The sequence below is a fragment of the Sphingomonas zeae genome (assembly GCF_014197135.1).
Classification (GTDB): domain Bacteria; phylum Pseudomonadota; class Alphaproteobacteria; order Sphingomonadales; family Sphingomonadaceae; genus Sphingomonas; species Sphingomonas zeae.
Map to the genome: position 1 here is coordinate 76,947 of NZ_JACIFA010000009.1, position 24,491 is coordinate 101,437.

General features: G+C 66.0%; 26 protein-coding genes and 1 riboswitch. Of the genes, 5 read left to right on the forward strand and 21 right to left on the reverse strand.

The window, feature by feature from the left end; genetic code table 11:
- Nucleotides 1–184: 184 nt before the first annotated feature.
- The 6 genes from GGR45_RS13710 to GGR45_RS13735 all read right to left on the reverse strand — a co-directional run bounded on the left by GGR45_RS13710 (nt 185) and on the right by GGR45_RS13735 (nt 4,978).
- On the reverse strand, nt 185–649 hold the full coding sequence (locus tag GGR45_RS13710) for a hypothetical protein (RefSeq protein ID WP_043061321.1): 465 nt from the start codon (nt 647–649) through the stop codon (nt 185–187).
- The gene (locus GGR45_RS13715) at nt 649–1,581 is read right to left on the reverse strand and encodes a hypothetical protein (RefSeq protein WP_043061322.1); all 933 of its coding nucleotides are present in this window, start codon (nt 1,579–1,581) and stop codon (nt 649–651) included. The genes GGR45_RS13710 and GGR45_RS13715 overlap by 1 nt, the downstream gene beginning before the upstream one ends.
- Nucleotides 1,582–1,591: 10 nt before the next feature.
- Nucleotides 1,592–1,768 carry a hypothetical protein gene (locus tag GGR45_RS13720; RefSeq protein WP_156477747.1) on the reverse strand — a complete coding sequence of 59 codons (177 nt, stop codon included), beginning with the start codon at nt 1,766–1,768 and terminating at the stop codon, nt 1,592–1,594.
- A gap of 220 nt (nt 1,769–1,988) precedes the next feature.
- Nucleotides 1,989–2,396: a single-stranded DNA-binding protein gene (locus tag GGR45_RS13725; RefSeq protein ID WP_043061323.1), complete on the reverse strand. Its 408-nt coding sequence runs from the start codon at nt 2,394–2,396 to the stop codon at nt 1,989–1,991.
- A gap of 887 nt (nt 2,397–3,283) precedes the next feature.
- Nucleotides 3,284–3,781 (reverse strand): Ros/MucR family transcriptional regulator, encoded by a 498-nt coding sequence (locus GGR45_RS13730; protein ID WP_043061324.1) that lies wholly within the window; start codon nt 3,779–3,781, stop codon nt 3,284–3,286.
- Between the two features lie 237 nt (nt 3,782–4,018).
- Complete coding sequence (locus tag GGR45_RS13735; protein ID WP_052814255.1) at nt 4,019–4,978, reverse strand: DUF2493 domain-containing protein; 960 nt, start codon at nt 4,976–4,978, stop codon at nt 4,019–4,021.
- A 618-nt stretch (nt 4,979–5,596) separates the two neighbouring features.
- On the opposite strand from GGR45_RS13735, the gene GGR45_RS13740 reads away from it, so the two are divergent.
- Together GGR45_RS13740 and GGR45_RS13745 are read left to right on the forward strand one after the other, a co-directional pair.
- Nucleotides 5,597–5,761 (forward strand): hypothetical protein, encoded by a 165-nt coding sequence (locus GGR45_RS13740; protein ID WP_157846251.1) that lies wholly within the window; start codon nt 5,597–5,599, stop codon nt 5,759–5,761.
- Between the two features lie 360 nt (nt 5,762–6,121).
- A complete protein-coding gene (locus GGR45_RS13745) occupies nt 6,122–6,553 on the forward strand; it encodes a hypothetical protein (protein WP_043061325.1) in 432 nt (143 codons plus the stop codon).
- A 46-nt stretch (nt 6,554–6,599) separates the two neighbouring features.
- On the opposite strand, the gene GGR45_RS13750 is transcribed toward GGR45_RS13745, so the two are convergent.
- From GGR45_RS13750 to GGR45_RS13800, 11 genes are all read right to left on the reverse strand, one after another.
- Nucleotides 6,600–7,562 carry a hypothetical protein gene (locus GGR45_RS13750; RefSeq protein ID WP_243403075.1) on the reverse strand — a complete coding sequence of 321 codons (963 nt, stop codon included), beginning with the start codon at nt 7,560–7,562 and terminating at the stop codon, nt 6,600–6,602.
- Nucleotides 7,563–7,612: 50 nt separating this feature from the next.
- Entirely contained in the window at nt 7,613–8,257 is a 645-nt protein-coding gene (locus GGR45_RS13755) for a hypothetical protein (protein WP_043061326.1), read from the reverse strand.
- A 49-nt stretch (nt 8,258–8,306) separates the two neighbouring features.
- Nucleotides 8,307–8,939 carry a hypothetical protein gene (locus GGR45_RS13760; RefSeq protein ID WP_043061327.1) on the reverse strand — a complete coding sequence of 211 codons (633 nt, stop codon included), beginning with the start codon at nt 8,937–8,939 and terminating at the stop codon, nt 8,307–8,309.
- A 69-nt stretch (nt 8,940–9,008) separates the two neighbouring features.
- Nucleotides 9,009–9,449, reverse strand: coding sequence for a hypothetical protein (locus GGR45_RS13765; protein WP_043061328.1), 441 nt, complete (start codon nt 9,447–9,449; stop codon nt 9,009–9,011).
- Nucleotides 9,450–9,545: 96 nt separating this feature from the next.
- Nucleotides 9,546–10,508, reverse strand: coding sequence for a phosphoadenosine phosphosulfate reductase domain-containing protein (locus GGR45_RS13770; RefSeq protein WP_241769350.1), 963 nt, complete (start codon nt 10,506–10,508; stop codon nt 9,546–9,548).
- Nucleotides 10,509–10,510: 2 nt separating this feature from the next.
- Complete coding sequence (locus GGR45_RS13775) at nt 10,511–11,434, reverse strand: zincin-like metallopeptidase domain-containing protein (RefSeq protein ID WP_175312627.1); 924 nt, start codon at nt 11,432–11,434, stop codon at nt 10,511–10,513.
- 139 nt (nt 11,435–11,573) lie between these two features.
- A complete protein-coding gene (locus tag GGR45_RS13780; RefSeq protein WP_043061550.1) occupies nt 11,574–13,694 on the reverse strand; it encodes a ParB/RepB/Spo0J family partition protein in 2,121 nt (706 codons plus the stop codon).
- A gap of 412 nt (nt 13,695–14,106) precedes the next feature.
- On the reverse strand, nt 14,107–14,589 hold the full coding sequence (locus GGR45_RS13785) for a c-type cytochrome (RefSeq protein WP_007406258.1): 483 nt from the start codon (nt 14,587–14,589) through the stop codon (nt 14,107–14,109).
- A gap of 14 nt (nt 14,590–14,603) precedes the next feature.
- The gene (locus GGR45_RS13790; protein ID WP_007406293.1) at nt 14,604–15,839 is read right to left on the reverse strand and encodes a molybdopterin-dependent oxidoreductase; all 1,236 of its coding nucleotides are present in this window, start codon (nt 15,837–15,839) and stop codon (nt 14,604–14,606) included.
- Between the two features lie 89 nt (nt 15,840–15,928).
- The gene (locus GGR45_RS13795) at nt 15,929–17,080 is read right to left on the reverse strand and encodes a TDT family transporter (protein WP_007406242.1); all 1,152 of its coding nucleotides are present in this window, start codon (nt 17,078–17,080) and stop codon (nt 15,929–15,931) included.
- Nucleotides 17,077–17,949 (reverse strand): LysR family transcriptional regulator, encoded by an 873-nt coding sequence (locus GGR45_RS13800; protein ID WP_007406272.1) that lies wholly within the window; start codon nt 17,947–17,949, stop codon nt 17,077–17,079. The genes GGR45_RS13795 and GGR45_RS13800 overlap by 4 nt, the downstream gene beginning before the upstream one ends.
- 146 nt (nt 17,950–18,095) lie before the next feature.
- Between GGR45_RS13800 and GGR45_RS13805 the strand changes: the two genes are divergently transcribed.
- Nucleotides 18,096–19,163, forward strand: coding sequence for a molybdopterin-dependent oxidoreductase (locus GGR45_RS13805; RefSeq protein ID WP_043061557.1), 1,068 nt, complete (start codon nt 18,096–18,098; stop codon nt 19,161–19,163).
- Nucleotides 19,160–19,672: an MgtC/SapB family protein gene (locus GGR45_RS13810; RefSeq protein WP_007406274.1), complete on the forward strand. Its 513-nt coding sequence runs from the start codon at nt 19,160–19,162 to the stop codon at nt 19,670–19,672. Before GGR45_RS13805 ends, GGR45_RS13810 begins: the two co-directional genes overlap by 4 nt.
- A gap of 51 nt (nt 19,673–19,723) precedes the next feature.
- On the opposite strand, the gene GGR45_RS13815 is transcribed toward GGR45_RS13810, so the two are convergent.
- Genes GGR45_RS13815 through GGR45_RS13830 form a run of 4 tightly spaced genes read right to left on the reverse strand, consistent with a single transcriptional unit; the run spans nt 19,724 to nt 22,841 of the window.
- A complete protein-coding gene (locus GGR45_RS13815; RefSeq protein WP_007406229.1) occupies nt 19,724–20,494 on the reverse strand; it encodes an anti-sigma factor family protein in 771 nt (256 codons plus the stop codon).
- The gene (locus tag GGR45_RS13820; RefSeq protein WP_007406239.1) at nt 20,491–21,000 is read right to left on the reverse strand and encodes an RNA polymerase sigma factor; all 510 of its coding nucleotides are present in this window, start codon (nt 20,998–21,000) and stop codon (nt 20,491–20,493) included. The genes GGR45_RS13815 and GGR45_RS13820 overlap by 4 nt, the downstream gene beginning before the upstream one ends.
- A gap of 1 nt (nt 21,001) precedes the next feature.
- Nucleotides 21,002–22,441, reverse strand: a complete 1,440-nt coding sequence (locus tag GGR45_RS13825) for a YncE family protein (protein ID WP_043061556.1) — start codon at nt 22,439–22,441, stop codon at nt 21,002–21,004.
- A 1-nt stretch (nt 22,442) separates the two neighbouring features.
- Complete coding sequence (locus GGR45_RS13830; protein ID WP_037569481.1) at nt 22,443–22,841, reverse strand: DUF305 domain-containing protein; 399 nt, start codon at nt 22,839–22,841, stop codon at nt 22,443–22,445.
- 130 nt (nt 22,842–22,971) lie between these two features.
- Nucleotides 22,972–23,048, forward strand: a riboswitch (Fluoride riboswitch).
- A 23-nt stretch (nt 23,049–23,071) separates the two neighbouring features.
- Here GGR45_RS13830 and GGR45_RS13835 point away from each other — a divergent pair.
- Nucleotides 23,072–24,430 carry a voltage-gated chloride channel family protein gene (locus GGR45_RS13835; protein ID WP_116462976.1) on the forward strand — a complete coding sequence of 453 codons (1,359 nt, stop codon included), beginning with the start codon at nt 23,072–23,074 and terminating at the stop codon, nt 24,428–24,430.
- Nucleotides 24,431–24,491: the final 61 nt, after the last annotated feature.

The following is a 24,491-nucleotide window of genomic DNA, read 5'->3' on the forward strand; positions in this document are numbered from 1 at the left end:
GGAATAGAGCGGCGGTCCCGGCGACAGCCGGGAGACGTCGACGATGTGTTCTGCTACGGGGACTGGAACAGCAGCGTCATACCTGCGGTGCGTTGCCGGTCGAGGTCGGATACTGATCCTTCGCACCGGGCAAGGGGAGGGGGTACCGCCGGCATGGGTGCCCCACCCGCCTGCAAAGCATCGATCAGTCGAAGCCCTCGCGCGGCGGCTGCGCGCTCGGCGGGACGTAGGTGGCATTCTTGACCGTCTCCTCCTGACGCAAAACCCAGTCGAGCGGACCGGTAGGCCAGAAGCGGGCCGGCGCGATGACGCGGCCATCGAACTCAAGCGGCGTCGCGTAGCGGGTGGCGACAGCGGCGAGCACGTTCAGGATGATGAGCGTCAGCAGCAGCCAGAGCAGGCTGCAGAGTGCTGTCCGGCCCATGCCGGTTGCGCCTCCGAACCAACCCAGGCCGCTCGTCATCGTGACCGCGAGGCCCTGCGCGGCGAGAAGGCCGACAATCCCCGCCGGCACCATCAGCTTGAGACGCAGGATCGCCGACCAGAATAGTCCGGCGATGAGGTGGGGCAGCAGCAACACGCCGATGCCGATGGCGATGAGCCGCGCATCGTCGGGAAGCGCTGCAAGGAAGGCAGGATCGAAACGCATCAGCGCAGCAGCCAGGACAAGCCCTGTGCCACGGCAGCGCGGGCACGTTCGCGCTTGCCGACAGGCGGGGGCGGTGCGGGAGCGGGATCTGCGTCAGGAAGGACGGAGGTCAGCGCCTGCTCTGAATAGTTCAGCACCAGCATGTTTCGGATACGCGCGGCGGGGAGGTAGATGGCGCCGCCAACCGGCTTTGCCTCCTCCACCACCAGTCCGGCAGCGACCGACGCGCCCGCATCGTCGCGCCGCATCATCGAGCCCCAGCTGCGCGGCAAGCTGAGATGACCCTTCTCCTTGGGTTTGCCGCCGATCATGTAGATGAAGCGATTGGGCTCCGACAGGGTCAGCGCCTTGATCTCGCCGTCGTCCGACAGACGGATATCGGCGATCCCTCCCGCGTAGCCGAGGCCGCGACCGTCTTCGACCGCGTCGGTGAGGACATAGGCGAGCTGGAAATAGCCATGGTTCGTCGGATCGATGATGTGCTGGAATGCCCAGCCCTGGGTGTGGCTGTCGAGCCCGTCGAGCACCAGCGCCAATCCCCTGTGCCGGATCATGACGGCGACGAGATAGGACAGAAAGATGAGGATGAAGGCAAACTCGATCAGGCCGAGCGGCTCGCCCGGGCCGAGGTCGCGGGCATTGGGACCTGAGGTCGGGCGGATCATCAAACCGGCGACGACGCGATAAGGCGAGACCAGCCCAGGTCGTTCGGGCCCGCTGAGAATTGCGACGATCCCGTCGCATACGATCGCACCGAACAGATGCGCCGCGAGGCTGATGCCACCCGCCAGCGCGAGGCTGTTGAGCGCGGTAAGCGGTTGATCGGGCCGTCGTACGCCGTGGCGTCGGCCCAGATTGTTCCAGAAGATAAGCCCGGTGATGCCCGGGAGCAGCCACAGCAGTGCGGTAAGAAGGGAAAAGGTGAGGCTCAATGCGAGACGTTCAGCGTCGCGTGGTCTCGTTATTGGTTACCGCCTGGGGCGCGTCGACTGCGGTGCCTTCGCGACGGGTGCGTTCGGTCTGCGCCTGCGACAGGCGCCGAGCGAGCTGGAAATAGCCACCCGCGGCGGCGGCTGCGCGACCGATCGCGCGCTGCTGCCTGACGTTCGTGACGAGCATTGCATCATCTCCCGGCCGAGGGGTCTTGGCCGCTTGTGGTCAACATAACGCTCGAAACGGTAAAAAGGTAGAGTGCGGGATCACGTCATCGGCGCGAGCACGGTCCTTCGACCTGCCACTTGGGCATCGTGTCTCAACCGACAAAGGTTAGGAAGGGATGCCTGGCGCGAGGCAGCACGAAAGAGCCCGGGAGCCGAAGCTCCCGGGCCGCCCGCCCCGATCAGAAGGGGATGTCGTCGTCCTCATTGTCCTGCGCGGCGCCCTGCTGCTGCTGGCGGGACTTGCCGTAGGAGAGGAAGGTGACCTCGTCGGCGATAATTTCGACGCCGAACCGCTCGATGTCCTGTTGGTCGGTCCAGCGGGTGTAGTGGATCCGACCGCGCACCATCACCTTCTGGCCCTTCTCGACATATTCGGCGACGGTCTTGGCGACACCGTTGAAGCAGGTGATCCGGTGCCATTCGGTATCCTCGAGTCGGCGGCCGTTTTCCTTGAGGACCTTGCCCTCACTGTCGCGCTTCGGCCGCGAGGTCGCGAGGCTGAAGCTGGTGATCTTGGTGCCGCCCTGGGTGGTGCGGGTCTCGGGGGCGGCGCCGACGTTGCCGGCGAGGATGACGAGGTTCTGCATGTCGAGGTTCCTTTGTCCTGCTCGAGGGTTCGTTCCCTCGGCTGAACACCGTCAAAGACGGCCAGGCCGGTGGCTCCACCGGAGCGCGCAGACGCGAAGGGAAACCCCATGGCGAGGAGTGGTGCGGGCAGCCGCGAAGCGGCAACTCGGTCCGAAGCCATGCGGGTTGGAGCCGATGGACGGCCGGCTTAGGTCGTTCAGTGAGGAGAGGGGATGGACCCTCTTCAGGCAGTCGAGCGGAACCACGATATTCGTGAAACCGCATCCGGCCTGCGACCTCGCTGCCACCCCCGCCCCGGATTCGGGCGGCACCTTCGATCGTCGTTCCCCCACTGACCTGCGCTGCAATCGCATCGAGGGCTGGAGCGATCGAACGGTTGCGGGCCGAACCGGAGCAGCACCATCATCCTTCATACCAATGCATGTCGAGGCACGTTGCCGACAGGGGACGTCAGGGGCGAGCAGGGGGGCGCGGCTGCGACACCGACCCTCCCAACGCCACAGGCATACGCGCCTTGGCCGAACCGCGCCCGAAGTCGAGAATGTTCCCTATACAACGACGCTCCGCGCAGCCTGGGGCGATCGAGCAACGAACGCGGACGTCTGATACCTCCTCTCGACAGGGGGTGGGAAGCCTGGTGCCGACCCCACGCGACGCCGGCTTCTCCGACGTCGGCGGCAGCCCGGTCTCTCCTATGAGCCCCGCCGATCAGTTGCGAGCAGACCTCAATACCCGGACCCGGGTTCGCCGAGCGGTCGGGCAGGCGACCTCCGCTCGACGATCCCCTGATCCGATGAACGGCTCGATCGCGCGGCCGAACCGGTCGGCGCGTGTCGAGGGGCGACAACCAACCGGCCGATGGCGCGCTCGCGCCCGCCGTCCGCAATCAGGCCGGCGTGACGGCGCCCTTCGCGCGGCGGGGCTTGCGCGCCGGCACGGCCGACGCCGCGGTCGTCTCGGCCGGTGTCTTGGGCTTGCGACCGAGGCCGATCTTCTTCGCCATGGCACGCCGCGCCTCGCTGTAGGCGGGCGCGACCATCGGATAGTCGGGCTTCAGCTTGTAGCGTGCGCGATACTCATCCGGGGTCAGGCCGTGCGTGGAGAGGTGCCGGCGCAAGGTCCGATAGGGCTTTCCGTCGATCATCGAGATGATGCGATCGGGTGAGGCCAGGGATTTGCGCACGGTGACGGCAGGAGCGTGATCGACCGCAGTGACTTCGACGGCGTCCTCTGAGGCTTCGCCGCTGACCAATTGCGTGATCGACGCGTAAATCGCTGTCAGAAAGGCGGGCACGGCCTCCGGATCGGCGCGCGTGTTCGGGTTCGATAGCCAGGCTGCGGTCACTTCGGTGGCGAGTTCGATCGTGTTCACAGTCTCGGTCATCCTGTCCCTTTCCGTCGTCCACCACAGGGTGGATGCGACGATCACGCAGCGCGCTCGGAAGAGATAATAGCATTGGTGCAGCGACGTGCCACTGATAACCGCTGATAACCGCTGTTGCGTGCGATGCGATGTCGATCGCGGAAAAGCGAAACGCCAAGGCTGCCGGACACCGCCAGGAAATGGGGACCAGCCCCCTCATAGCGAGGACCGCCGGCGCACCGGCGGTCCCGTCGTCGATCAGGCGCGACTGACCTCGCGCTTCTGATCGAGCGCGGCCGGGGGCGTCCCGAGCGGTCCCCGGCGGTCGACGACGCGGACGCCCGCTTTCTTGGCATCGATGACGAGGCGCTCGGTCACGCCATTGCCCTGAAAGGCGATGAGATAGCGCGGGCGGAGCGACAGCATCTGCTCGTTGCGACGAAAACCGGCGCGATCGCCGAGCTTGCGGTCGAGACCGAATCGAACCTGCTGGACGCCGTGCTGCTCGGCCCAGGACGCCGCGATGCGCTCGATCCCCTTCATGTCGCCGCCATGGACGAGGTACATGTCCCCGACCCGCTCGCGGACGGCGTTGAGCGTGCGCAGGAGATTGTCGCCGAACGTCTTCATGTCCCCGTCGCAGGTGAACGTCAGCCGGCCGCCGGCGAAGACGACGGGGGTTCCGACCGCGGTGTTGGCATCGCGGACGCGCTCACGCCGCGCGCGCAAGAACGCCTGACCATCGACGATTGCCGAGGTAACCCCCAGTGAGATGCGATTGCCGGTGGCGGGCACCCAGGATCGACCGGTCTCGCGCATGTAATGCGCCGCGGCAGTGTCGCGCATCTGCTCGTAGCAGCCGGCCGCCTCCTCGATCTTCTTCGCGAGCTCGACCTTCTCCTCAAGGTTCGTGCTGTTGATCTCGGAGCCGTCCTGCTCGGCGATCAGCAGTCTGATCTCGTCGGTAAGACGATCGATGGTGGCGTGCTTCTTCGCGGCCGCGCGGTGGAACAGGTTCACCAGGCCCCAGCCCAATTCCTCGATGTCGCGCTCCAGGGACGTGTTGAAGAGGGTCGCGAAGAGGTCGCTCCAGATCGCTGTCGTGGTCTGATCGAGGGCCTCGCTCGGGGGCGGTGCCATCCCGGGCAGTTCGTCGGAGCGCGGCTCGAGGTGGCCCAGTTCGAGAGCGGCGAGCGCCGCGGCGAGGGAAGTAGTCATGGCGACAGCCTTTCATTGCAGAGGCCGGCGGCCTTTTCCGCCGGATGCGCACCTCCTGGGACGCCGCAGCAGAGCCCGACGCACCGCCGCTTCGCGGCGGGGAACCCGCGAAAGTCGGGGTGGCGCGGGCAGCCGCGGTACGCGGCAACACGGCCCGGCTTTCGCGGGTTGCGGGGGGATCGCGGGGGCCTATGTGCCGCATCCCTCCGGCGAAAAGGGCGCACGCGGAAGGTCCGCGAAAGGATGCTCGTCACGATCCCCTTCGACGTCATCGCCACGACTGGCCAGCGATGCCGCGCCATGTCGCGTCCGGTAGGAGCATCTCCCCGGCATCGTCGCGACCTAGCGAGGTGACTGGCCGCCTGGGCCCTCTTGCTCCTGCTGCGTCAGCGAGAGTGGCTGCGGATAGAACTACACATCACTGCGGGGTCCGCCCCGCCAGATCCTCGGTCGGCGTGCTCCCGACCCGACAGCGAGTGGCGACGGTGGGAGATCCCTTCGACCGTAAGGGCGAGCCGCGACAAAAGAGCAGACGCATGCCGGCGCGCGCGGCACAGCCCCGCTAGTGCGCCGACGATCAGCCCTGTTGCCCGCGCCGTTCGTGCTTACGCGGACCTCGTGATCTCTCCCAAATCGGGCCGCTACGCGACCGCGCGCAACCCCGATCCGGGCGGCACCAAGGGCGGTCCGTTCGAACGCTGGGACGCGGAGGCGAATGAGCGAAAAGACTTGGGCGCGTCGATCGAGCCGTCACTGCAAGTCGGCTCGCAGGTACGGCGGTGAACCACGGGGCCGATGGCGGGCACAAGGCTTACCTGAACGTCGCAGGGGCGCAACGATGCTGCCTCACTGCGGATCGTGCGATAGATGCACGGCGACCGACGTCCCGAGGCTGGAGTAGCGGCTGCTGGCATTACCGGACGATCTCCCTTAGCCTGATGTAACTTGTGGAGACGCAGGTCGGGGCGTGGAAACCTCGTGAGTGAGGGTCTGCTGACCATGCAGGGCGGCGCGTGAGCGTCGACCTCGCCGTGCGTCTGCCTGCCAGGCACGCGATATTTCCCCGACCCTGTATTTGGGCCGAATTGGCGCGCTTCACGGACACGCCGATCTCGCGCTCAACGCTGGGACGCGGAGAGTGTGTTGGACGACACCAACGGTCACGAGGCCGGACAGGACGATACAGCGCTGCGGCGCGCCAGGGTGCAGCACCTGCTTCAAGAAGCACAGTCGCTTCTGCTCGAAGCCGGAGCGAGATCCGCAAGCGTCTATCTTGAGCGCGCGATGGCGTGCATCGATGTCGACGTAGCGGATGACCCCACGCAGATCGCCGTTGCCGCAGCGATCATGCCGGGTGAATCCGCGCTGCGCCGTGCGATGGGCGGTGCCTTGACGATTGTCGGCACCCTATTGGCACGCAACGATATCGTCGCACTCGACGAATTCGGCCGGTTGCTCGCGCTGTTCGGCGATGTGTCAGCGGTAGAGGACCCGGCAATGGGGTCCATCATCGATGGCTGGAGCGCGACGATCCGCCATGCCGCAGGCGAGGTCGAGCGCCCGATGAATGCGTAACGGTCAGCGCAGGGCGCGGCGCAAGCGACCTGGCTGATGGGAGTGCTCACCCTTGGCCGACGGCATAAGTGAGACACGATGCGTCCCCGATCGCCCCAGTTGCTCTCCTAGGGACAGGACAACCGCCTTGAGGCGAGCGCTCGCGGAGCGCGTCGGCGGCACGATTGAAGTCCTCAAGCCAATTGCCGATCGGGACACGCTCGTCGACGGGGAGGGCGGCCTGCGCTTCTTGAAAGGCGATGAGGTCCGTCGGTGCTTCGCCAATGATCCGGTCGATCTCGTCGGGCGGCAGCAAGCCGCGCTCACGAATGAACTCGGTGATGCTGCCGGGGCGCGGCGTTGCTCCACGACGACCGAGCACGGGACGCCGCCAGAGCCCGTCGACATTGCGCAGCCGGGGCTTCGCCCGCGCTTCCATGAGAACGATGATCCGCAGTTCCGGGATGGCGAGTTCCATCACCTCGTCGGCCTTGATGCTGCCGCAGAAGAAGCAGCTCGACTTCGGTGGCAATGGCAAACCGGCGGCAGCGATCCGTCGCTCGCATGCCGAACGATCCCATCCCCATTCGCGCAGTGGATAGCGATAGGCATAGCGCGGATCCTCGCACTCCACGGCGTGTGCGTAGCGCTGCGTGTCCCGCGGCGACGCGTCGTATCCGATCATCTTGATCACGCGTTCGCCAGCGTCCCAACATCGCCGTGCAGGCTCCCAGTCCGCAGTCCAAGCATCCTGGGCGCTTGCCTTCCACTTCTGTGAACAGGATCCCCGATTGAAGACCACCGACGGGAGCGTTGCGTTGGTCAGCATGTTCTCGGCGATCGTTGCATAGGGCGGCCAATGCTTGAAGTTGCGCGGCTGATAGCGAACGATCTCCGATGCGATGCCACGCTCGGCCATCCAGGCACGAAAGAGCGGAATGAAGGCATAGGTGCCGCGCTTCTCCGAGCCCGGATCGGCGAACAGGACCATGTCGATCGGCTCCTCTCGCCCGGCGAGTTCGATGATCATCGCGGTCGAGTCGACACCGGCACCCCATGCCACGACGACAGGTGGCCGGGTCATGGGAACTTTGCTCCAGCTGCCGTGAAGGTGACGTCGTTCGCCTCGAGCGCCGCGTCGACCTGATGATCGGCGGTCTGGAAGTCGTATTCGGCTTCGAGCCGGCGATAAAGCCAGCGCGCAAGGTCACGAAGCGCCTCCGTGACATCGTCCTCAGCAGTCGGGGTCCCATCTTGTCCGTTCGGGCCGTCACGTTCGACGCTGATCGTCATCGAATATTCGTGACAGTAGCGACCCGTCTGCCGGATGGTGCCTTGCAACTGATACAGGTTGCGGCGCTGGATGGCGGCGAGCGCGTCGACGATGCGGTGAAGTTCAGGGTCGACAGGCGCATAGGAGCGAATGGCGGCGCTCGACCCGCGCGCGTACCGATACTCGCCTTCGAAACTCGCGCCGTCGCCCTGACTGGCGAAGCCGGAAAAAAGGATGCGCGGCGCCGCCCGGGTTCCTCCTCCGTAGAGCCGGACCGGGCGGGTCGCGATCTCGACGCCGACGATGGCGCACACGTTCTCGAAGTCTTCGAAGACGCTCTCATGCCAATCGTCGGGAACCAGGTGATGGCGCGCCCAGGCACGCGCGGTGTCGCGGGCTGGCGGCTCAAGTTCCGCCGGTCGGAAGACCCGGGTGATGACCAGTTCAGGCATATCGTTCTCCTGACGCCGGATGCGACCGGCGATTGCATCGGCAAGAGGGTCAGGCGGCAGCCTCCAACGATGGCGGAAGCGCCCCGATCGACAGCGTGAGACGGCGCGCAAACGCGGGGGCGTCGAGCAATTCGGCGATGGGTGCGCGAAAAACCCTGCTCGACGGCTCGCCGCCACGGCAGCGATGGAAGGTGATCTCGCTGTCGGGCAGGAAGCTGCGCGGAACGACGCGGATGCCGATGTCGGGATGACGCAACTCGGTGACACCGTCGTCGTCATCGTCGCCGTCGATCGTCTGGACCCGGGCCTCGCCGGCGCCGAGCCCGATTTCGGCAGCAAGCTGTGCCACGGCGCGACGCGCTTGCGCATGGAAGGCGCGTTTGGCGGCGGGATCCCCGCCCACATGGTGTCCCGCGATCTCGAGAAGCGCTGGCGACGCCTCGATCGACGCCCGATCGATGACGCATCGCAGGCGTAGCGCTTCATCAGGACCCGCCATCGGCCGGATCACGCTGGCCAGGTTGCGGCTGAGAAGCAGGATTGCGGCGTCCTGCGCGATCGGCTTGCCGGCGCGGCGACAGTCGTCAGCGGCGGTGATGAGGGCGTGCAGCGCTGCGGGGAAGGTTTCCAGGCCCGAAGGATGAAGGGCTTGATGATGACGATAGGTCGTGTCGTAGAACATGGTTCAGCCTCCTGAGCGCGGATGCGCTCGCAAAGGCCGAAGGCGTCCTCTCCTCTTGTGCCGGCGGGTTCAACGCAGCCGGATGGGCGGCACGACGAAGTTCGCACCCTCGAAATACGCCAGCGCGGCCTCGAACGTGGCGAGGCGCTGAAGATGGTCTTCACCGATGACGACATAATCGTCCTCGTCGCATGGAAAGCGTGTTGGCTCGCCGCTCCCGGTGAAGACGAGGCGCTCAGCACCCCATTGTCCGGGGCAGGCGCCTGACCACCGGACGAAGGGCAGCGTCTCCCGAACGCAGAATGCCTCGAGCGCCTCGAACGCGCCGCGGGCGACTTCATGGGCCTTGAGGGTGAGGGACTTGCCGTCGACGAGCTCGGCGAGATGGAAGGGCGCGCCGTCCCAATCGGTCGAAAGGCCCTCGTGCCGAACGATGGACTCGAGTTCGGGCAGGGTGCTGCGATCGAGGACACCGCCGATCGTGATGGAGGCAGAAACGCGGTCAGTCATGGGACATCCTTTCTTGTGGGAGAGATGGGCGTCATGCCGTCCGGCCTGGGAAAGGGGGCGGTCGACCGGCGCAGAGTTCGATACGAGGCATTCATGCTATGGTGGGCCGGCCGGGTCGCCGAAGGCACCGGCGGGCAACCGCCAGGGATTCATCACGATCGGAAGGCGCCAGTGCTCGTCCTCGGCCTGGGAAAGCTCGTCGGGATGAACGAGCGCGGCAGAATAGGGGGAGCCACGATCCGCACGTGTTTCGACGTCAGCCGCGCGGTGGATGGTCTTGCCGCTGGCCGCCTCGCGCACCTTCACGCGCTGGAACGCGCGAGGGAAGACGTGACGCACGGTCGCCCATTGATCGGGCGAGCCGAAGATGCACGTTCGACACGACAGACGTCCCCAGCCAAGCGTGTACGCAGGGTGCGGACGGATCGACGAATCCGCAATTGCCTCCCAGACCCGTGCCTCGGTCCAGCCGTGGACGGGGCGCCAATGATCGACTGTGCGTCGCCTGCTCGACGTGCGATGCGGTTCAAAAGCCAGGTAATGCGCGCGGCAGGGGCTTTCGGCGGCGCGCTCGCCCGTCACGACCAGCGTGGCTCCATCGAGGAACCGGTCCTGGTTCCGGATGGCGGCCGCCAGGACATCGATCTTCAGCGATGGGCTGCACCAGCGAACACGAAGGTCAGCGCTGGTCTGCGGGAACAGACCGCGCGTGCCGATCGGGCCATTGCCCCCGGCGCGGCCGATACCGTCCGGGGTCTCGAACACGACCGGTGCGGTGGGTGCGCCCGACCGCTCGAGTTCGCGTGCAAAGCCACCCTCACGCCACGAGAAATAGACGCGAAGCCCAAGATGCTCGGCGATCGCGCGGACATATCCGGCGGTGCAGGGCCAATCCATAAAGCTCGCGCCGCCACCATCGACGTCATGATGATGGAGCTCGATCGCGTCCGCCGGCACGCCGAGGTGAAGGAGATGGAGAAGGGCGGCAAGGCTGTCCTTGCCACCGCTGAACGCCACGACGATGCGCCGGTAGGCGCGGAGGTCCGGACTGTCGGGCACGATCACGCCGCTTCACGATAAGGCTCGTCGGCATGGTCGAGGCGTCCGAGCCCGGTTGCACGTAGCAGAAATCCTGCTGCGGCTTCGGCCTTCGCCGCCGCGGTCATGATCGCCCGGGGCTCGCGTCGCAGCACGCGCAGCCATGCATCGACATAGCTGGCGTGATCGTCGAGGTGGGCGGTCGGAAGCTCGAGATCGGCGCCCAGCAGCGCCGATGTCATCTCGGCGCACAGTTCCTCAAAGGCGTAGGCGTCGTCGCCGAACTTCTTGCCGAAGGCACGGTCGAGGCGACTGGGATGACCGGTCCAGTGCCCGGCTTCATGGGCCAAGGTCGATGCCCAATAAGCCCGGGTGGAGAATTGCTCGGGCGGCGGCATGGTGATGCTGTCGGCCGTCGGATCGTTGAATGCGCGGTCGCCGCGGATGTGAACCGTGGCTGGCAGGCGTTCGACGAAGGTCTGGGCGCGGGATGGCAAGGCATCGGCCGGCGGCACGATAGAAAGCGGCGTGGGGTGAAACCGCTCGGGAAGGCCTTCGATCTGATCGGCGTTGAAGACAGCATAGCTGCGAAGGACACGTCGCAACTCGTCCGTCGTGACACCCGTCACGCTCGAGGCCACCGCTTTGCTGTAGGACTTGTAGAAGATCGCGATTTCGGATCGCTCGCCCTGCCGAACCTTACCGCCGAGAGCATCGGCCTGTTTGAAGGTCATCCACGTGCGCGAATGGTATCCGGCACCTTCCGCGACAAGCCACAGCCAGAAGCAATTGATCCCGCGGTAAGGCTCGCCGGTGACCCGGAGAGGACGACCGCCAAGGCCTGGGCGCCAGGGCTTCACCCAAGGTCTCACGCCAGCGTCCAGGCGATCGATGATGGCCGCCGTGATGATCTCGGCGGGGGAGGGGGCATCGGTGGTCTTGGCCACGGGTGGGCTCCTTGGCTTGGAAAAGGGGCGCTCGAGCGTCGGCGGGGGTTCGCATCCGGCACGACGCAGAGGCACGAAAAGGAGGGCGGTACTCCCGAGAGAGCACCGCCCTGAGGCTCCTCGAACATGCTGTCAGGCGTCAGGCGGCCTGGGGATAATCGTCGTCGACCGGTTCCTGTGTCGGCGCGTCACCAAGCGGGTTCGCACCGCTGTCCAGCTCGCTTCCATCCAGATCGTCACCGTCCAGCTCGTCACCGTCCGATCCGACGGCGTCACCGTCGTCAACGAAGGTCGAGCGCGCGGGTACGCGTTCCGGCCGTTCGACGTTGTCGAAGCGCATCGCCTCCGGAAGCCAGACCGTCGCCTTCTCGCGGATCTCCGCCTCGACGATCCCCTGTCCGTTGCAGAGTGCCGCGCAGGTGGCCGCCAATTCGCCCTTCTTGGCATCCTTGTAGCGCCCGCGCAGGATCGGGCCGCCGATCTCCTCCAGCGCGTCGAGCATGACGTCCTTCTTCACCCGGCCGAAGTAATTCTCGGCCGTGGGACGCCACAAGCACGCGACCTGGATATCGAGCAGACGGCCAAGATGATCGTGGAAACCGTTCGCGCGTGCGCCATCGGCAACGTTGAGCGTCGCCTCGAGGGTCTGCGCCACGGCAAACGCCACCCACGCGCCACGAGCATCGTCCGGCAGCGTTCGAAAAGCATCGAACCTCTCCGACATCGTGGTGTGCCCGACCCAGGTCGTGTCGAGATGCTGACGCTGATCCTCGATCGTCTGTGAGGCCATCGATGCTTCGTCACGAAAGGCGAAGATCGGAAATTGCGCGGGATCGGCACGCAGGGTCGAGTGATCGCGCACATAGCTGGTCGTGAAGACGAGGCTCTGGGCCATGAGGAAGATGGTCAGATCGAGCGCGATCATCGGATCGCTCGCGACGTGCGCAACGAGGATCTGGCGACGCTGGGTGGCTAGCTCCTCGATCAGCGTGGCGCTGAGCCGCGGGGACGGGTCCGCCACGGCGTCGTCACCGCTGCCGGTTTCGCCTGGTCCAGCGCCATTGCCGCTCGCAGCGCCACCCGCCCGGGGGTCAGCCAGCGGCTTTTCGCTGAACAGACGCGTGTGAACGCGGGCCTCGCCGTCACCGCCGATATAGACGAAGGTGCCCAAATTCGCTTTCACGCCCGGATCGATCGTCTTGCGGGCGGTGTCGATCTCCGCGATTTCGCGCTCGATCGTCTCAACGCGGTCGTTCGCCGCGTTCGCCTCGGGAGTGCCCTCGGCCAGATCGGTTTCCAGCGCCTCGATCAGCGCATCGTTCTCGAGGCCCAGCGCCTCGATCCGGGCTTGCTCTTCGTCGGTGAGGGGCCGAGCAACCGGGTGGAATTCGTGGAGCTGCCGCTCGACATCATAGGGGACGTGGGTGGCAGCGATCGGGGTCACGAACGCCAGACCCTGCGCGGCTGCGAGTTCCGCCGCGGCTGCCTCGAGCTTCTTGGTCGCCAAGTCCTCGAGGAGGTCGACGTCGGTCCAGTTCTCGTCGTCGGTGTCGAGCGCGAATAGATCGCCGTCGATACGGCCGCCCGCGGCGACATAGGCTTCCCGCCCAACGAAGCGCGCCTTGGCATCGTTTGGCCGCACGGTACCGTTGAGGATCGCGCGGCGAATGTTGTCGGGCTGCTTGCCGTAATAGGAATGCTTCATCTGCTCGAAGACCCGCGCCTGGCGATCGACGTCGGCGGTCACGGCGTACGCCTGCGCCACGCCGAGATCGATTTCGTCCGATCCAAGGGCCTCGAAGATGGCCGGCGCGAGGTCGGCGAGCCGCATGCGCTGCTCGACGAAACGAACGGTGACGGCCTGCTGGATCGCGACCTGTTCGACGGTCATGCCAAGCTGATCGATGAGATGCTTGAACGCGAGACAGTCGTCAGCCGGGTTCATCGGTACGCGCTGCCGGTTTTCCGCCAAGCTGGCGCCGACCGAAGCGGCATCATCAACCGACAGGACGAGCACGGGAACCTCGTGATCAGCCGCAAGTGCGCCGCGCCCGATGAGCAGCTGAATGGCGCGCAGCCGTCGACCGCCGGCCTTGACGGTGAAGGTGCCGGCCTTCTTGAGCGGCGTCACCACCAGATTTTGGAGGAGGCCGTTGGCAGCGATGCTGGCGGCGAGCTCCTCCAGGCCGACCTCCCGGCCACGCTTGCGCACATTGTCGTTCGAGAGCGAAAGGTTTTTGACCTTCACGGACTTGATCATCGGTCGTCTCCATCCGGAGTTGGCGCGCCGTCGACGACGTCGCGCGAGCCTGAACCTCAGGCCCACCAAGCCGAAGGCTCCCTCTCCTCCACTTCGATGGAACAGGACGACCGAGATGACGCACACAGTAGATGCGACGTGACGGCATCCCGCTCGTGCGTTCGAGACCTGCCCGGGAAGGTTCCTGTCAGAAATCAGTCAGCCAGCGGACGGCAACGTGCCCCGAGAACGATCGCGCGTCTTGGATGGGACCGCAGATCGTGGTCGTCGCCGATGCGCTGCCCTTAGCCATTCGCGCGATCCAAGGAGGGGGCGTCACATATAGTGGACCCGAATATACGCTAACGCCACGTCAGCGCGCCGTTTAGCGTCCCAATTGGGATGGTATTTCGGGATTATGGAAGTAGATCGGTTAGCCGGTTCCACCTGAGACATCAGGAGCCACTTTGGGGTCCGGGTCCTGCGCCTTGCCGGTCGCGGGTGCCACCTTCTGGCTCGGCATAGCGGTGAGATAAGCAACGATCGCATCGACGTCCTTCTCGGCCACTGGCGCCTTATACACCTCACGCATCTTGGTGACGGTCGCCTTCCACTGATCCGCCGATAGCGCAGGCTGGGTCAGCGCCATGCTGGCTGAGTGGCACGAGGTGCAATTGGCATTGATGACGTCGGCGTGCGGACCGTCGGGGTAGGTCGCGTCGTCGGCCGGCAGGTCGACGCTGGTCGAGGCAAGCGAGAAGCCGCGCGCTGACACGCTGGCGGCCGGCGCCGGCTCAGACATCTCGGAGATCGGAACGGGCGCCTTGCGGCTGCTCGGCGCGCCGATCGAGACGAGGATGATGCCGGTCAGGCCGATCAGGCCAGCAGCCATCATGCCGGGAGACGGAGTCTTCATGATTTGCTCGCTCCTCAGGCCGCGATGATGGTGGTGGTTTCAATGTTGCCGCGCATGAACCCGCCGGGATTCCAGATCGGCTTCATCGGCTGAGCGACACCGTTGGTGTTCCAGCAGCGCACCATGATGGGGTTAGGCCCGCGTCTCAGCGGCACCCGCCCGTCCCAGCGCCGGAAGCTGTACCTGCCCTCGTCCGCTCCGAGCGTCGTCCTGTACCAGGTGCGGCCACCGTCCGACGACACATCGACCTTGGCGACGCCGCAATCGCCGCCCATTGCGATGCCGCCGACCGGGATCGACGCTTCATAGGCGATCGCCTGACCATCGGGCAGGCTGGTCATCCAGCTACGCGGGATCATGCGATTGATCGGTACGGTCGGGAAGTCCTTGGCACCGGGCGCGACATTCGCGCCGGGTGTCGCGGGGATCTTGTAGGCCTTGGCCATCCAATACTGGTCGTCAGGGCCGGGCAGTACCTCGATCGCGTTCAGCATCTTGACCCAATAGGTCGAGTACCAGCCCGGCACGATCAGCCGGCAGGGAAAGCCGTTGAGGAGCGGCAGTTGCTCGCCGTTCATGCCGAAGGCGATCATGACCTCGCCGTCGCGGGCATGGTCGATGTCGAGTGCCTTCTCGAAGTCAGGAGCGCCCGCCACGACCGGCTGATCGAGAGCGCCGAAGCGCACCTGCACCGCGCCTGCCTTGACCCCGGCGAGGTCGAGCACGTCGCGCAGGCGAACGCCGAGCCACTTGGCGTTGCCCATCGCGCCATTGCCCCATTGCGCGCCGGCGACGCGCGGCTGGAACAGCCCGCGGCTGTTGCCCGAGCACTGGTTCACCGCCGCCATCTCGACCCGTGGAAGGCGCAGCAGCTGAGCGAGGCTGATCGACAGCGGCCGATTGACGTGGCCGAAGACGTTGAGGCGGAAACTTTCGACGTCGATCGAGGTCGGTATGTCGGCCCAGTGCCAGCGGACGAAGAACTGGTCGTTGGGCGTGAACACCGACTTGTCGAAGACCTCCATCGGCGTCTCCAGCAAGGGTGGATGGACGCGCTGGAGGATCATGCTGCCCTTGCCGGGAAAGGCGCTGGTCATCGGCCGCTCGGCATTGCCGCCGGGCAGCTTCAGGTCGACGAGCTGCTGCGCCAGTGCCGGCGCGGCGGCAAGGCCGGCGGTGCCGAGCGCGGCATGGCTGAGGAAGCGGCGACGGCTGGTCTCACTCGCCAGCCCGGCGTCGAAATTGTCCATGACAAGGCTCTCCTGTGGCCAGTCACGCTGGCGGATCGAAGGGGCATTCTGCAAGTGATCGGACCGACTGATCCGATCATCATGGCGGATCAGTTCGGGGTGGCGATGCAGGGCGAGACGAACAGGTTGCCCCGCCATGCACCGGCTAGCGTCTTGGCACCGACCAGCAGCCACATCGCCGCGAGCGCAACCGTCAGCACCGTGCCGACGATACCGAAAAACATAAGGTTCAGCGTCGTGCCGAGGCGGAAGGTGGCGACGGTGTAGACGCCGAGCGGGAAGGTGTAGCCCCACCAGCCGAGGTTGAACGGCACGCCCGCGCGCCAGTAGCGGATGGTGATAAGCGTCGCGAGCGCCAGCCACCACAGGCCGAAACCCCAAAGGCAGAGCCCGGCGACAACGCCGATCCCCTGCGCGACGGTGCCGACGCCGGCTAGCCCGTGCGCGGTGAGGATCGCCGGCGCATCCGCGCCGAGCACCAGCATGCCCAGAGCACCCGTGCCGATCGGCCCCAGCGCCAGCCAGGAAGATGCCGCCATGCTTTCATGCGGCAACTTGTGGAGTGCCATGCGCAGGATGAGGATGGCGAGGATGCCAAACGCGACCGGCACCGAATAGGCCCACAGCACATAGGAGGTCGCGAGCGTCACTATCTGCGCGTGGGGATCGGTTAGATGCGGCGCGAGCAGCCCGCCGCTGGCGCCCGCCACTTCGGCAGCGACGACCGGCAGCAGCCATACGGCGGTCATGCCGTCCAGGCTGTGCTCGTGGCGGGTAAACATCAGGTAGGGGATCAGCACGCCGCAGGCGAGCGACATGGCGACGTCGATCCACCACAGGATATGCGCGACCGGCACGATGCCATTTCCGAACCGCGCGATGCCGAAGGCGAGACAGCCGTTGATGATCGTCGCCAGCCCCATCGGAATGGTCCCGATGAACATCGACACGGTGTTGTGCCCGAAGATGCGCCGCGCCTCGTGCCCGAACATCACCCAGCGCGCGCCATAGAGGCCGGCGAACAGCGCGAAGAGCGCGATATTGAAGAACCACAACACCTCGCCGACAGGTTTAAGCGAAGGCCCGATGCCGGGCACCTGCGGCAGCGCGAGGGCAAGGATGCCCGTGCCCATCGTCGCGGCGAACCAGTTGGGCGTGAACTGGCGGATCATCTCGCGGGGGTGATCGAGCCGGCTGAGCGGCTTGAGGCCGCTGAGAACGGAGTGCGTGTCGGCAGTCATGCGACCTGCTCCTTGATGAGATCCGTCAGCGCGTCGGCCGCGCGGGTGCGATAGCGTTCCTTGTGGCGCAGCGCGTGAAAGGCGCGGTCGGGCAGCCCGAGCGGCAGCTCGACGAGATCGCCAGCCTTGAGCGCGCGCGCGACGACCAATCGCGACAAGACGGCAACGCCGGCACCGGCCTCAACGGCGGTGCGCACCGCCTCGTTGGACGGCAGCGTCATCGCTATCGTCAGCTGGGCCGGATCAAACCCGCGCGTTCGCAGCACGTCCTCGAAAGTCGAGCGCGTACCCGATCCCTGCTCACGGACGATCCAGCGTGTAGTGCGCAGCCAGGCCTCGTCGATGCGTTCGGCTTCCTCGCGGCCGACCAGCACCATTGGGTCATGCCCGACATTCCAGTGGGCAAGCGCCGGTTCGTCCACCTCGCCCTCGACAAAGCCGAGTTCCGCCGCGCCGCTCAACACCTGCGCTGCCGCGCCTTCGGTGTTGTCGATCGCCAGCTCGACCGCGATCTGTGGGTGGCGTTCGTGGAAGGCGGCGAGCTTTGCCGGCAACCAATAGCTCGCGATCGTCTGGCTGGCGACGATCCGCAACGAACCACGCGCGAGCCCGGCATAGTCCGCGAGCATCGTCTCGGCATGCGCTGCCCGCCCCAGCACCGCGCGCGCTTCCTCCAGAAAGCCGCGGCCTGCCTCGGTAAGCTGGATGCCACGCCCGACGCGGTGGAACAGCGGAACGCCGTAGCGCGCTTCGAGGGCCGCAACCGCCCCGGAGGCAGCAGACTGCGTGACGTTCAGCGCCTCCGCTGCCTTGGTGACGTGTTCGCGCTCCGCGACACCGACGAATATTCTGAGCTGCTCCAAAGTCATGCATCATATATCGCGTACTTAGATCGATACGACCAACCGTTTGATATGGTCATTCCAATCTGGATATCGGAATGGTCGGCAGCCTTTCGTCTGCGATGGTCTCGAAGACTTGAAGCGTTACGCGTGCCCGCGACGTTTGATCGTCCATGACCGATATGATCGAGCGCAGTTCTGATCCCTACAATGCCAAGCCGACGCCCGGTGCGTTGATCGAGCGGTTTCTGACGCCGCAGGCGCTGTTCTACGTGCGCAGCCACGGGCCGGTGCCGGATCTGCCCGCCAATCATCGGATCGAGGTGAGCGGGAGGGGCATGGCGAGCCGCTTCTTCTCGGTGCAGGAACTGAAGAGCACGTTTGCCACGCGCACGGTAACGGCGGTTCTCCAGTGCGCCGGCAACCGGCGTACCGATCTCCAGCAGGTCGCCAACACCTCCGGCGATCCGTGGGACGTAGGCGCGATCGGCAATGCGGAGTGGACCGGCGTACGCTTGGCCGATGTGCTCGATGCGGTCGGCGCGCCGGATGCGTCCGAGCTGTTCGTGGCGTTCACCGGCGCGGACGAGGTGGACGTGGAGGGTGAAGAAGCCTTGTTCGGGGTATCGATCGCCATGAGCAAGGCGCGGGAGCCCGACGTACTCCTCGCCTGGGCGATGAATGGCGAGCCGCTGACGCCCGAACATGGCGCCCCGCTCCGCATGGTGGTGCCTGGCTATGCCGGGGTCCGCAGCGCCAAATGGCTGACACGGATCGAGGTGCGTGAAACGCCCTCCGAGGCACCGATCCAGGCGCACGACTACAAGCTCTTCCCCGCCGCTGTGACGAGCGACACCGTCGACTGGAGCCAGGGTCTGACGATCAATGCCATGCCGCTCAACGCCGCGATCTGCTCGCCCGGTGCGGGCGAGAGTTTGGCCGCCGGAGAGGTGCGGATTGAGGGATATGCCATTGCCTATGACCGCCGTATTTCTCGGATCGAAGTGTCGGTGAACGGCGGTCGCGACTGGCAACAGGCGACCTTCGCCGATGATCCGGAGACGCGCTGGGGCTGGCGGCGCTGGATCCTTGACGCCACACTTGCCAAGGGACGCCAGCACCTTGTCGCCCGTGCCTTCGACGAGACCGGGCAGGGACAGCCCGAGCGGCCGGATACGATGTGGAATTTCGCCGGCTATCTGTGCACCGCCTGGCATCACGTTCACGTGCTGGTCGAATGATCGAAGCATCAGCGGCACCGGACGTCGCTTTCTGGATCGATGCGATTGGCCGGCTGGTGGTGGCGACCGCGGCCGGGATGGTGCTCGGCTGGGAACGCTCGCGTGAGAACCGGCAGATCATGGGCCTGCGGACGCTGGGTCTGGTCGGTCTGGCGAGTTGCATCGCCGTTCAGGCGATCGTGCATAGTGGCTTGCCGAACGTGAACGCCGATGCCGCAGGACGGGCGATGCAGGGCATTCTGTCCGGCGTCGGCTTCATCGGTGCCGGTGCGGTGCTGCGGGTCGGCCAGGGTCAGGAAGTGCATGGATTGGCGACCGCCGCGTGCATCTGGGTGACAGCCACGATCGGCGCGGCAGCAGGGTTGGCGGTGTGGCCGCTCATCATCGGCGGGGTGAGCCTTGCAATGCTCGTCCTGTTCGTCGGCGCGCCGCTGGAACGCCGCATCCGCGAGCGAGCCCGTCTGACGCCGGCCGAGACCGACAGGAAGGATGTCGAGCGCAAGCCGTGATCGCGCTGGACCGCCCGGTGCCCGTCGGCGCCGGGAGGCGGCAAGGCGCTATCAGGACACAAGCGCGGCATCTGCCTGACGCCGGACTTCATCGGCGATCGGATGCAGTTCGGCCGCGGGTCGCTCGCCCACCACACTATAGCCGATCCCGTCGACCGCCCATGTGACCCGGCCCATGGTCCCGCTGGACGTGCTGGTCATGCTCGCGGTCTTGTCGATCTGCATGGGCCTCGTCAGCACTGCAAGTTTCGACGCTTGCGGTCCGTCGTAGAGGAGCAGTGCCGCAGGGCCGTGGGGCGTCGCGACCAGTCGCCCCCCGCCATAGCGATAGCCGGCCGTGCTGAGGTCCGGGATCGTGACGCGCTCACCCAATCGAGCGGAGGTCCATCGGATCAGCATGGCGCGCTGGTCGGGGCCGATCTCCGCCGGTCGTATCCGGTCGGCGGCATAGACACGGAAATTATCACTCGCCTCGTTGGCCAGCGCCGCGATGCCCGCGCGGGGTTCGCCGCTCCACCGCGCGCTCGACCAGCCACCGCCAAACCCCAACGCCAGCAGAAGTGACGCGGCGATGGCGAGCTGCCAACGCGGTTGCCGTTGCCGTCCCCTGATCGCTGCCACGCGCATCGTCGCCGGGATCGGTTCATCCGCGACGGGGGCGAACAGGGATGCAAGGGCTCGCGCCTGCTCCGCCTGCTCTCGCACACGGGCATGCACGTCCGGCTGGCCTTCAAGATAGGCGTCGACCAGGCGCTGCCGCTCGGGCGACAGCCTGCCATCGATCCATGCGGCCAGATCGTCCTCGCCGATCGGGCTGGTCATTGCACGCTCCTCAATCGCGGCCGTTCACCCTCCCGGAGGAGGGTCGCCAGACGGTCGCGCCCCCGCGATATGCGCGACATTACCGTGCCCAGCGGCACGCCGACTACGGCAGCGACCTCCGCATAGGGCAGGCCCTCGACCGAGACCAGGAGCAGCACCGTTCGCTGTTCTTCAGGCAACGCATCAAGCGCGCGCAGCAGGTCGCGGTGGTGCAGGCCTGTGTCCTGATCGGCCGGGCGGCCGAGCGCGGCGTCGTCCACGAGGTGGAGCGGAACCGCCGTACCTCGCCGGCTATGCTGCCGCTGATGATCGACCAACAAATTGTGCAGGATCGCATAGACCCACGGGCGGACCTCCGCACCCCGTCGCTGTCGCCAGCGCCCGACCGCGCGCTCCAGGCAATCCTGCACCACGTCATCCGCCATCACCCGGTCGCGCAACCACGACCGGGCATAGCGGCGCAGCCCGGGGATCAGCGGTTCGATCGCGGCGGCAAGCGGGTCCATCTCAGTCGCGCTGCACCTGCACGATGCGCCCCGGCGCGCCGTTCACCACCTCCGCAACCGCCAGAAAGCGCCGGGGTGTCGCGGTCCTGCCCTGAACGATCTGGCGGATCGGACCCGATGCGTTGACGATCGCCGCACCTGCCGGGTTGCTCATGAAGTTCGCAAGCGGCTCTACAGCGCCGCTGCCGTCCGCATTGGCGGTCAGTACGAGCATGTAAGGCTTCTTGGGCTGCAAACCGGTAACGGCACTCTGCACGACCTGAATGATGCCCTGGTCGAAGAGGGTGATGCTGCTTGCCGTACCTTTGCCGCCAATCGGCCCCATGGTCAGATGCAGCGCCTTGCCCGCTGTGCCGAGCGGCTGGAGATTGTCGGTGCCGGGGCCTGTCGGAACTGCGTTCGACACATAGGCGATCGCCTGCGGTGCCTGTCCGACCGGCACGGTAGCGACGACCGTGTTGCCGGCAGTGTCGATCGCGGCCAGCTCATCGGAATTCTCTAGCCCGACATAAACGCGCCGGCCGTCGCCCGATGGCCAAACACCGTGCGGCATCTTGCCGACCGGAATTGTTGCCACCGGCGTGAAGTCGGACGTGCGGAACACCTTGACCACATTCTCTCCGCCGACCGTCACATACGCGAACTGCCCCTTGGCCGTGCGGGCGAAATTGACATGGTTCGTGATAGGCCCGGTATCCAGCACCTTCAGGATCGCGAAGGGTGGCCGAGCATCGAATGCGACCGTCTTGCCGATGTCCTTCAGCGTAAACCACACTTGCTTGCCGTCCGGCGTCGCGGCGATGTTGGGGCAGAAGGGGCTTGGCTGCGCCACCTGTCCGACCTGCGCGTGGGTCGCGACATCGAACACAGCCAATACCGGATTGAACGAAGAGCAGACATAGCCGTACCGGCCATCGGGAGAGAAGATCGTCATGCCCGGACCACCGGGCGTCTTGATGCGCCCCGTCTCCTTGTACGTCGTGGGGTCGAGCACGGCGATATAATCCTCGCCGCGGACCGTGACCCACACCTCCTTGCCGTCCGGCGTGAAGAACGCCTCGTGCGGACTGCGCCCGACATAGGTCGTGTGCTTGACGGTGTTGGTGGCGGTGTCGATCCACGACACGGCGTTCGATCCGATCGACACGACCGCCAAGGTCTTCCCGTCCGGCGAGAAGCCCAGGCCGTGAACCAGCACCTGTCCCTTGTAGAGCGGGGAGAAGTTCATCGGCTGGGGATCGCCGAGTTTGATGACGCCGAGCAGCCGGTTGTCGGCCGGGTCGGTCACCGACACCGTGTTGGAGAATTGTTCAGACGCATAGACGCGGTCGCGGTGGCTGACGGGCATGTCCTTAGCGTTCCACGGCGCCTGCTGGGCCATGGCGAGGCCCGGTGCGGCGCTCATCAGCAAGGCGGCCGAGCGCAGGATGGTCCGGATCATGTCAGTGCTCCATAGGGCTATGGTGGTCGCCGCCCTGCGTCGGGGCTGGCGTCGAAGGCGGTAGCGGCTGGCCGATCGCCAGCTTCATGGCGGCGATCTCCTGCTGCTGATCGATGATGATTTCCTGCGCGATGCGCTTGAGCTGCTCGTTATGGCCGTAGCGCAGCTCCGCCACCGCCATATCGATGGCACCCTGATGATGCGGAAGCATCATCGCCACGAAGTCGCGGTCGACGTCACCGGACGGCTTGACCATCATGCCCGCCATCATCCGGTCCATCGCGACAGACATCATGGTAGCGTAGCCATCGGCGGGGGCGGCCGCGACTGCGCCGGTAAGTAGGGCCGAAGCCGTCAGACCCAGCATCCAATCTCGTCTACGCATAAGCCTCCAGCGCATCGGTCTCGAAAGCGTAGACGATGCTCGTCGGGGTTTATTCCGTGGCCAAAGCCATTTTATCGGTCCTCACCAAAACGATAGTCTCATGCTTCTGCGGTTGGTTGACCGGGTCGCGGTCGGACAGCATATGCGCAGGCACGGCGATGGATTTCCGCCGGGCCATTCGGTCGAACCGCCCTCGCAAGGGCCGATGATTCCTACCAGGCGCCGCAAGGCAGCAAGGAGGAATCGTGCGCGCGACATTTCGCAATCTCTATGACCAGTTCAACATGGCAGCGTTCATTCGCGATCGCCGCACCCATGCCACGTCGGTACTGCGGTGGGCTTTGATCCTGGTCCCGATGGCCGCAGCGGTGGGAACGCTCTGCGCGGCCTTCCTGCGGAGCCTCGACGCCGTAACCCGGCTTCGCTTCGCCTTTCCCTGGCTGCTCTACCTGCTGCCGATCGGCGGGTTCGTGGTCGGACTGCTCTACCATCTGACAGGGCGCTTGGTCGAAGGCGGCAACAACCTCATCGTCGAGCAAATCCACGAACCGGGGGGCGGCGTGCCGCTGCGCATGGCTCCGCTCATCTTCTTCGGCACGGTCGTGACACATCTGTTCGGGGGATCGGCGGGACGTGAAGGCACCGCCGTGCAGTTGGGCGGCAGTCTTGCCAGCGGGTTTGGACGCGCGCTCAGATTGGATGCGGAAGCGACACGCACCCTCCTTATGACCGGGATCGCGGCTGGGTTCGGCGCGGTCTTCGGGACGCCGATTGCGGGCGCGGTCTTTGCACTGGAGGTGCTGGCGATCGGTCGGGTCGAGTATCGCGCGCTGGTGCCATGCCTGGTCGCGGCGCTGGTCGGTGACTGGACCTGTCTTGCCTGGGGCATTCATCACGGCGTCTACCATGTCGATGCGCTGGTGCCGGTCGACGCGCTGCTCGTCGCCAAGGCCGGTGTCGCCGGCATTGCCTTCGGTCTGACCGGGCTGACCTTTGCCGAGGCCAATCACGCGCTGGGCGGATGGTTGAAGCGCGTGATCCCCTATGGCCCACTACGACCCGTTATCGGCGGGCTGGCCGTGATTGCGCTGGTCTGGCTGCTCGGAACCCGCGACTATCTTGGCCTGGGTACGCTCGCCGCGACACCGGACAGCCTGACCATCGCCAGCTTCTTTGGTCCCGATACGCACTCGTGGAGCTGGGCGCTGAAGCTGCTCTTTACCGTCGTGACCCTGAGCGCGGGCTTCAAGGGGGGCGAGGTCACGCCGCTGTTCTTTATCGGCGCGGCGCTCGGCAATGCGCTCGCGCCGATGTTCGGAGTACCGTCGGGGCTATTCGCAGCGATCGGCTTCGTCGCGCTGTTCGCGGGCGCGGCCAACACACCGCTGGCTTGCACGTTCATGGGGATCGAGTTGTTCGGCGCGGCCTATACGGTGCCGATCGCAGTCGCGTGCTTCGTCGCCTACCTCTGCTCAGGCCACAACGGCATCTACCTGTCGCAGCGCGTCGCTGTGCCAAAGGTACCTGCCGCACACCTCACACCCGACGCGACCCTGCGCGATGCCCGCACGCACCGCGCTTCTCGCCGGCGCACGCGCGCCTGATCCTGTTTCCTGTCGAAAGCCCGTCATGCCCAATCGTTTCACCGTCCATCACCGCGAAGTC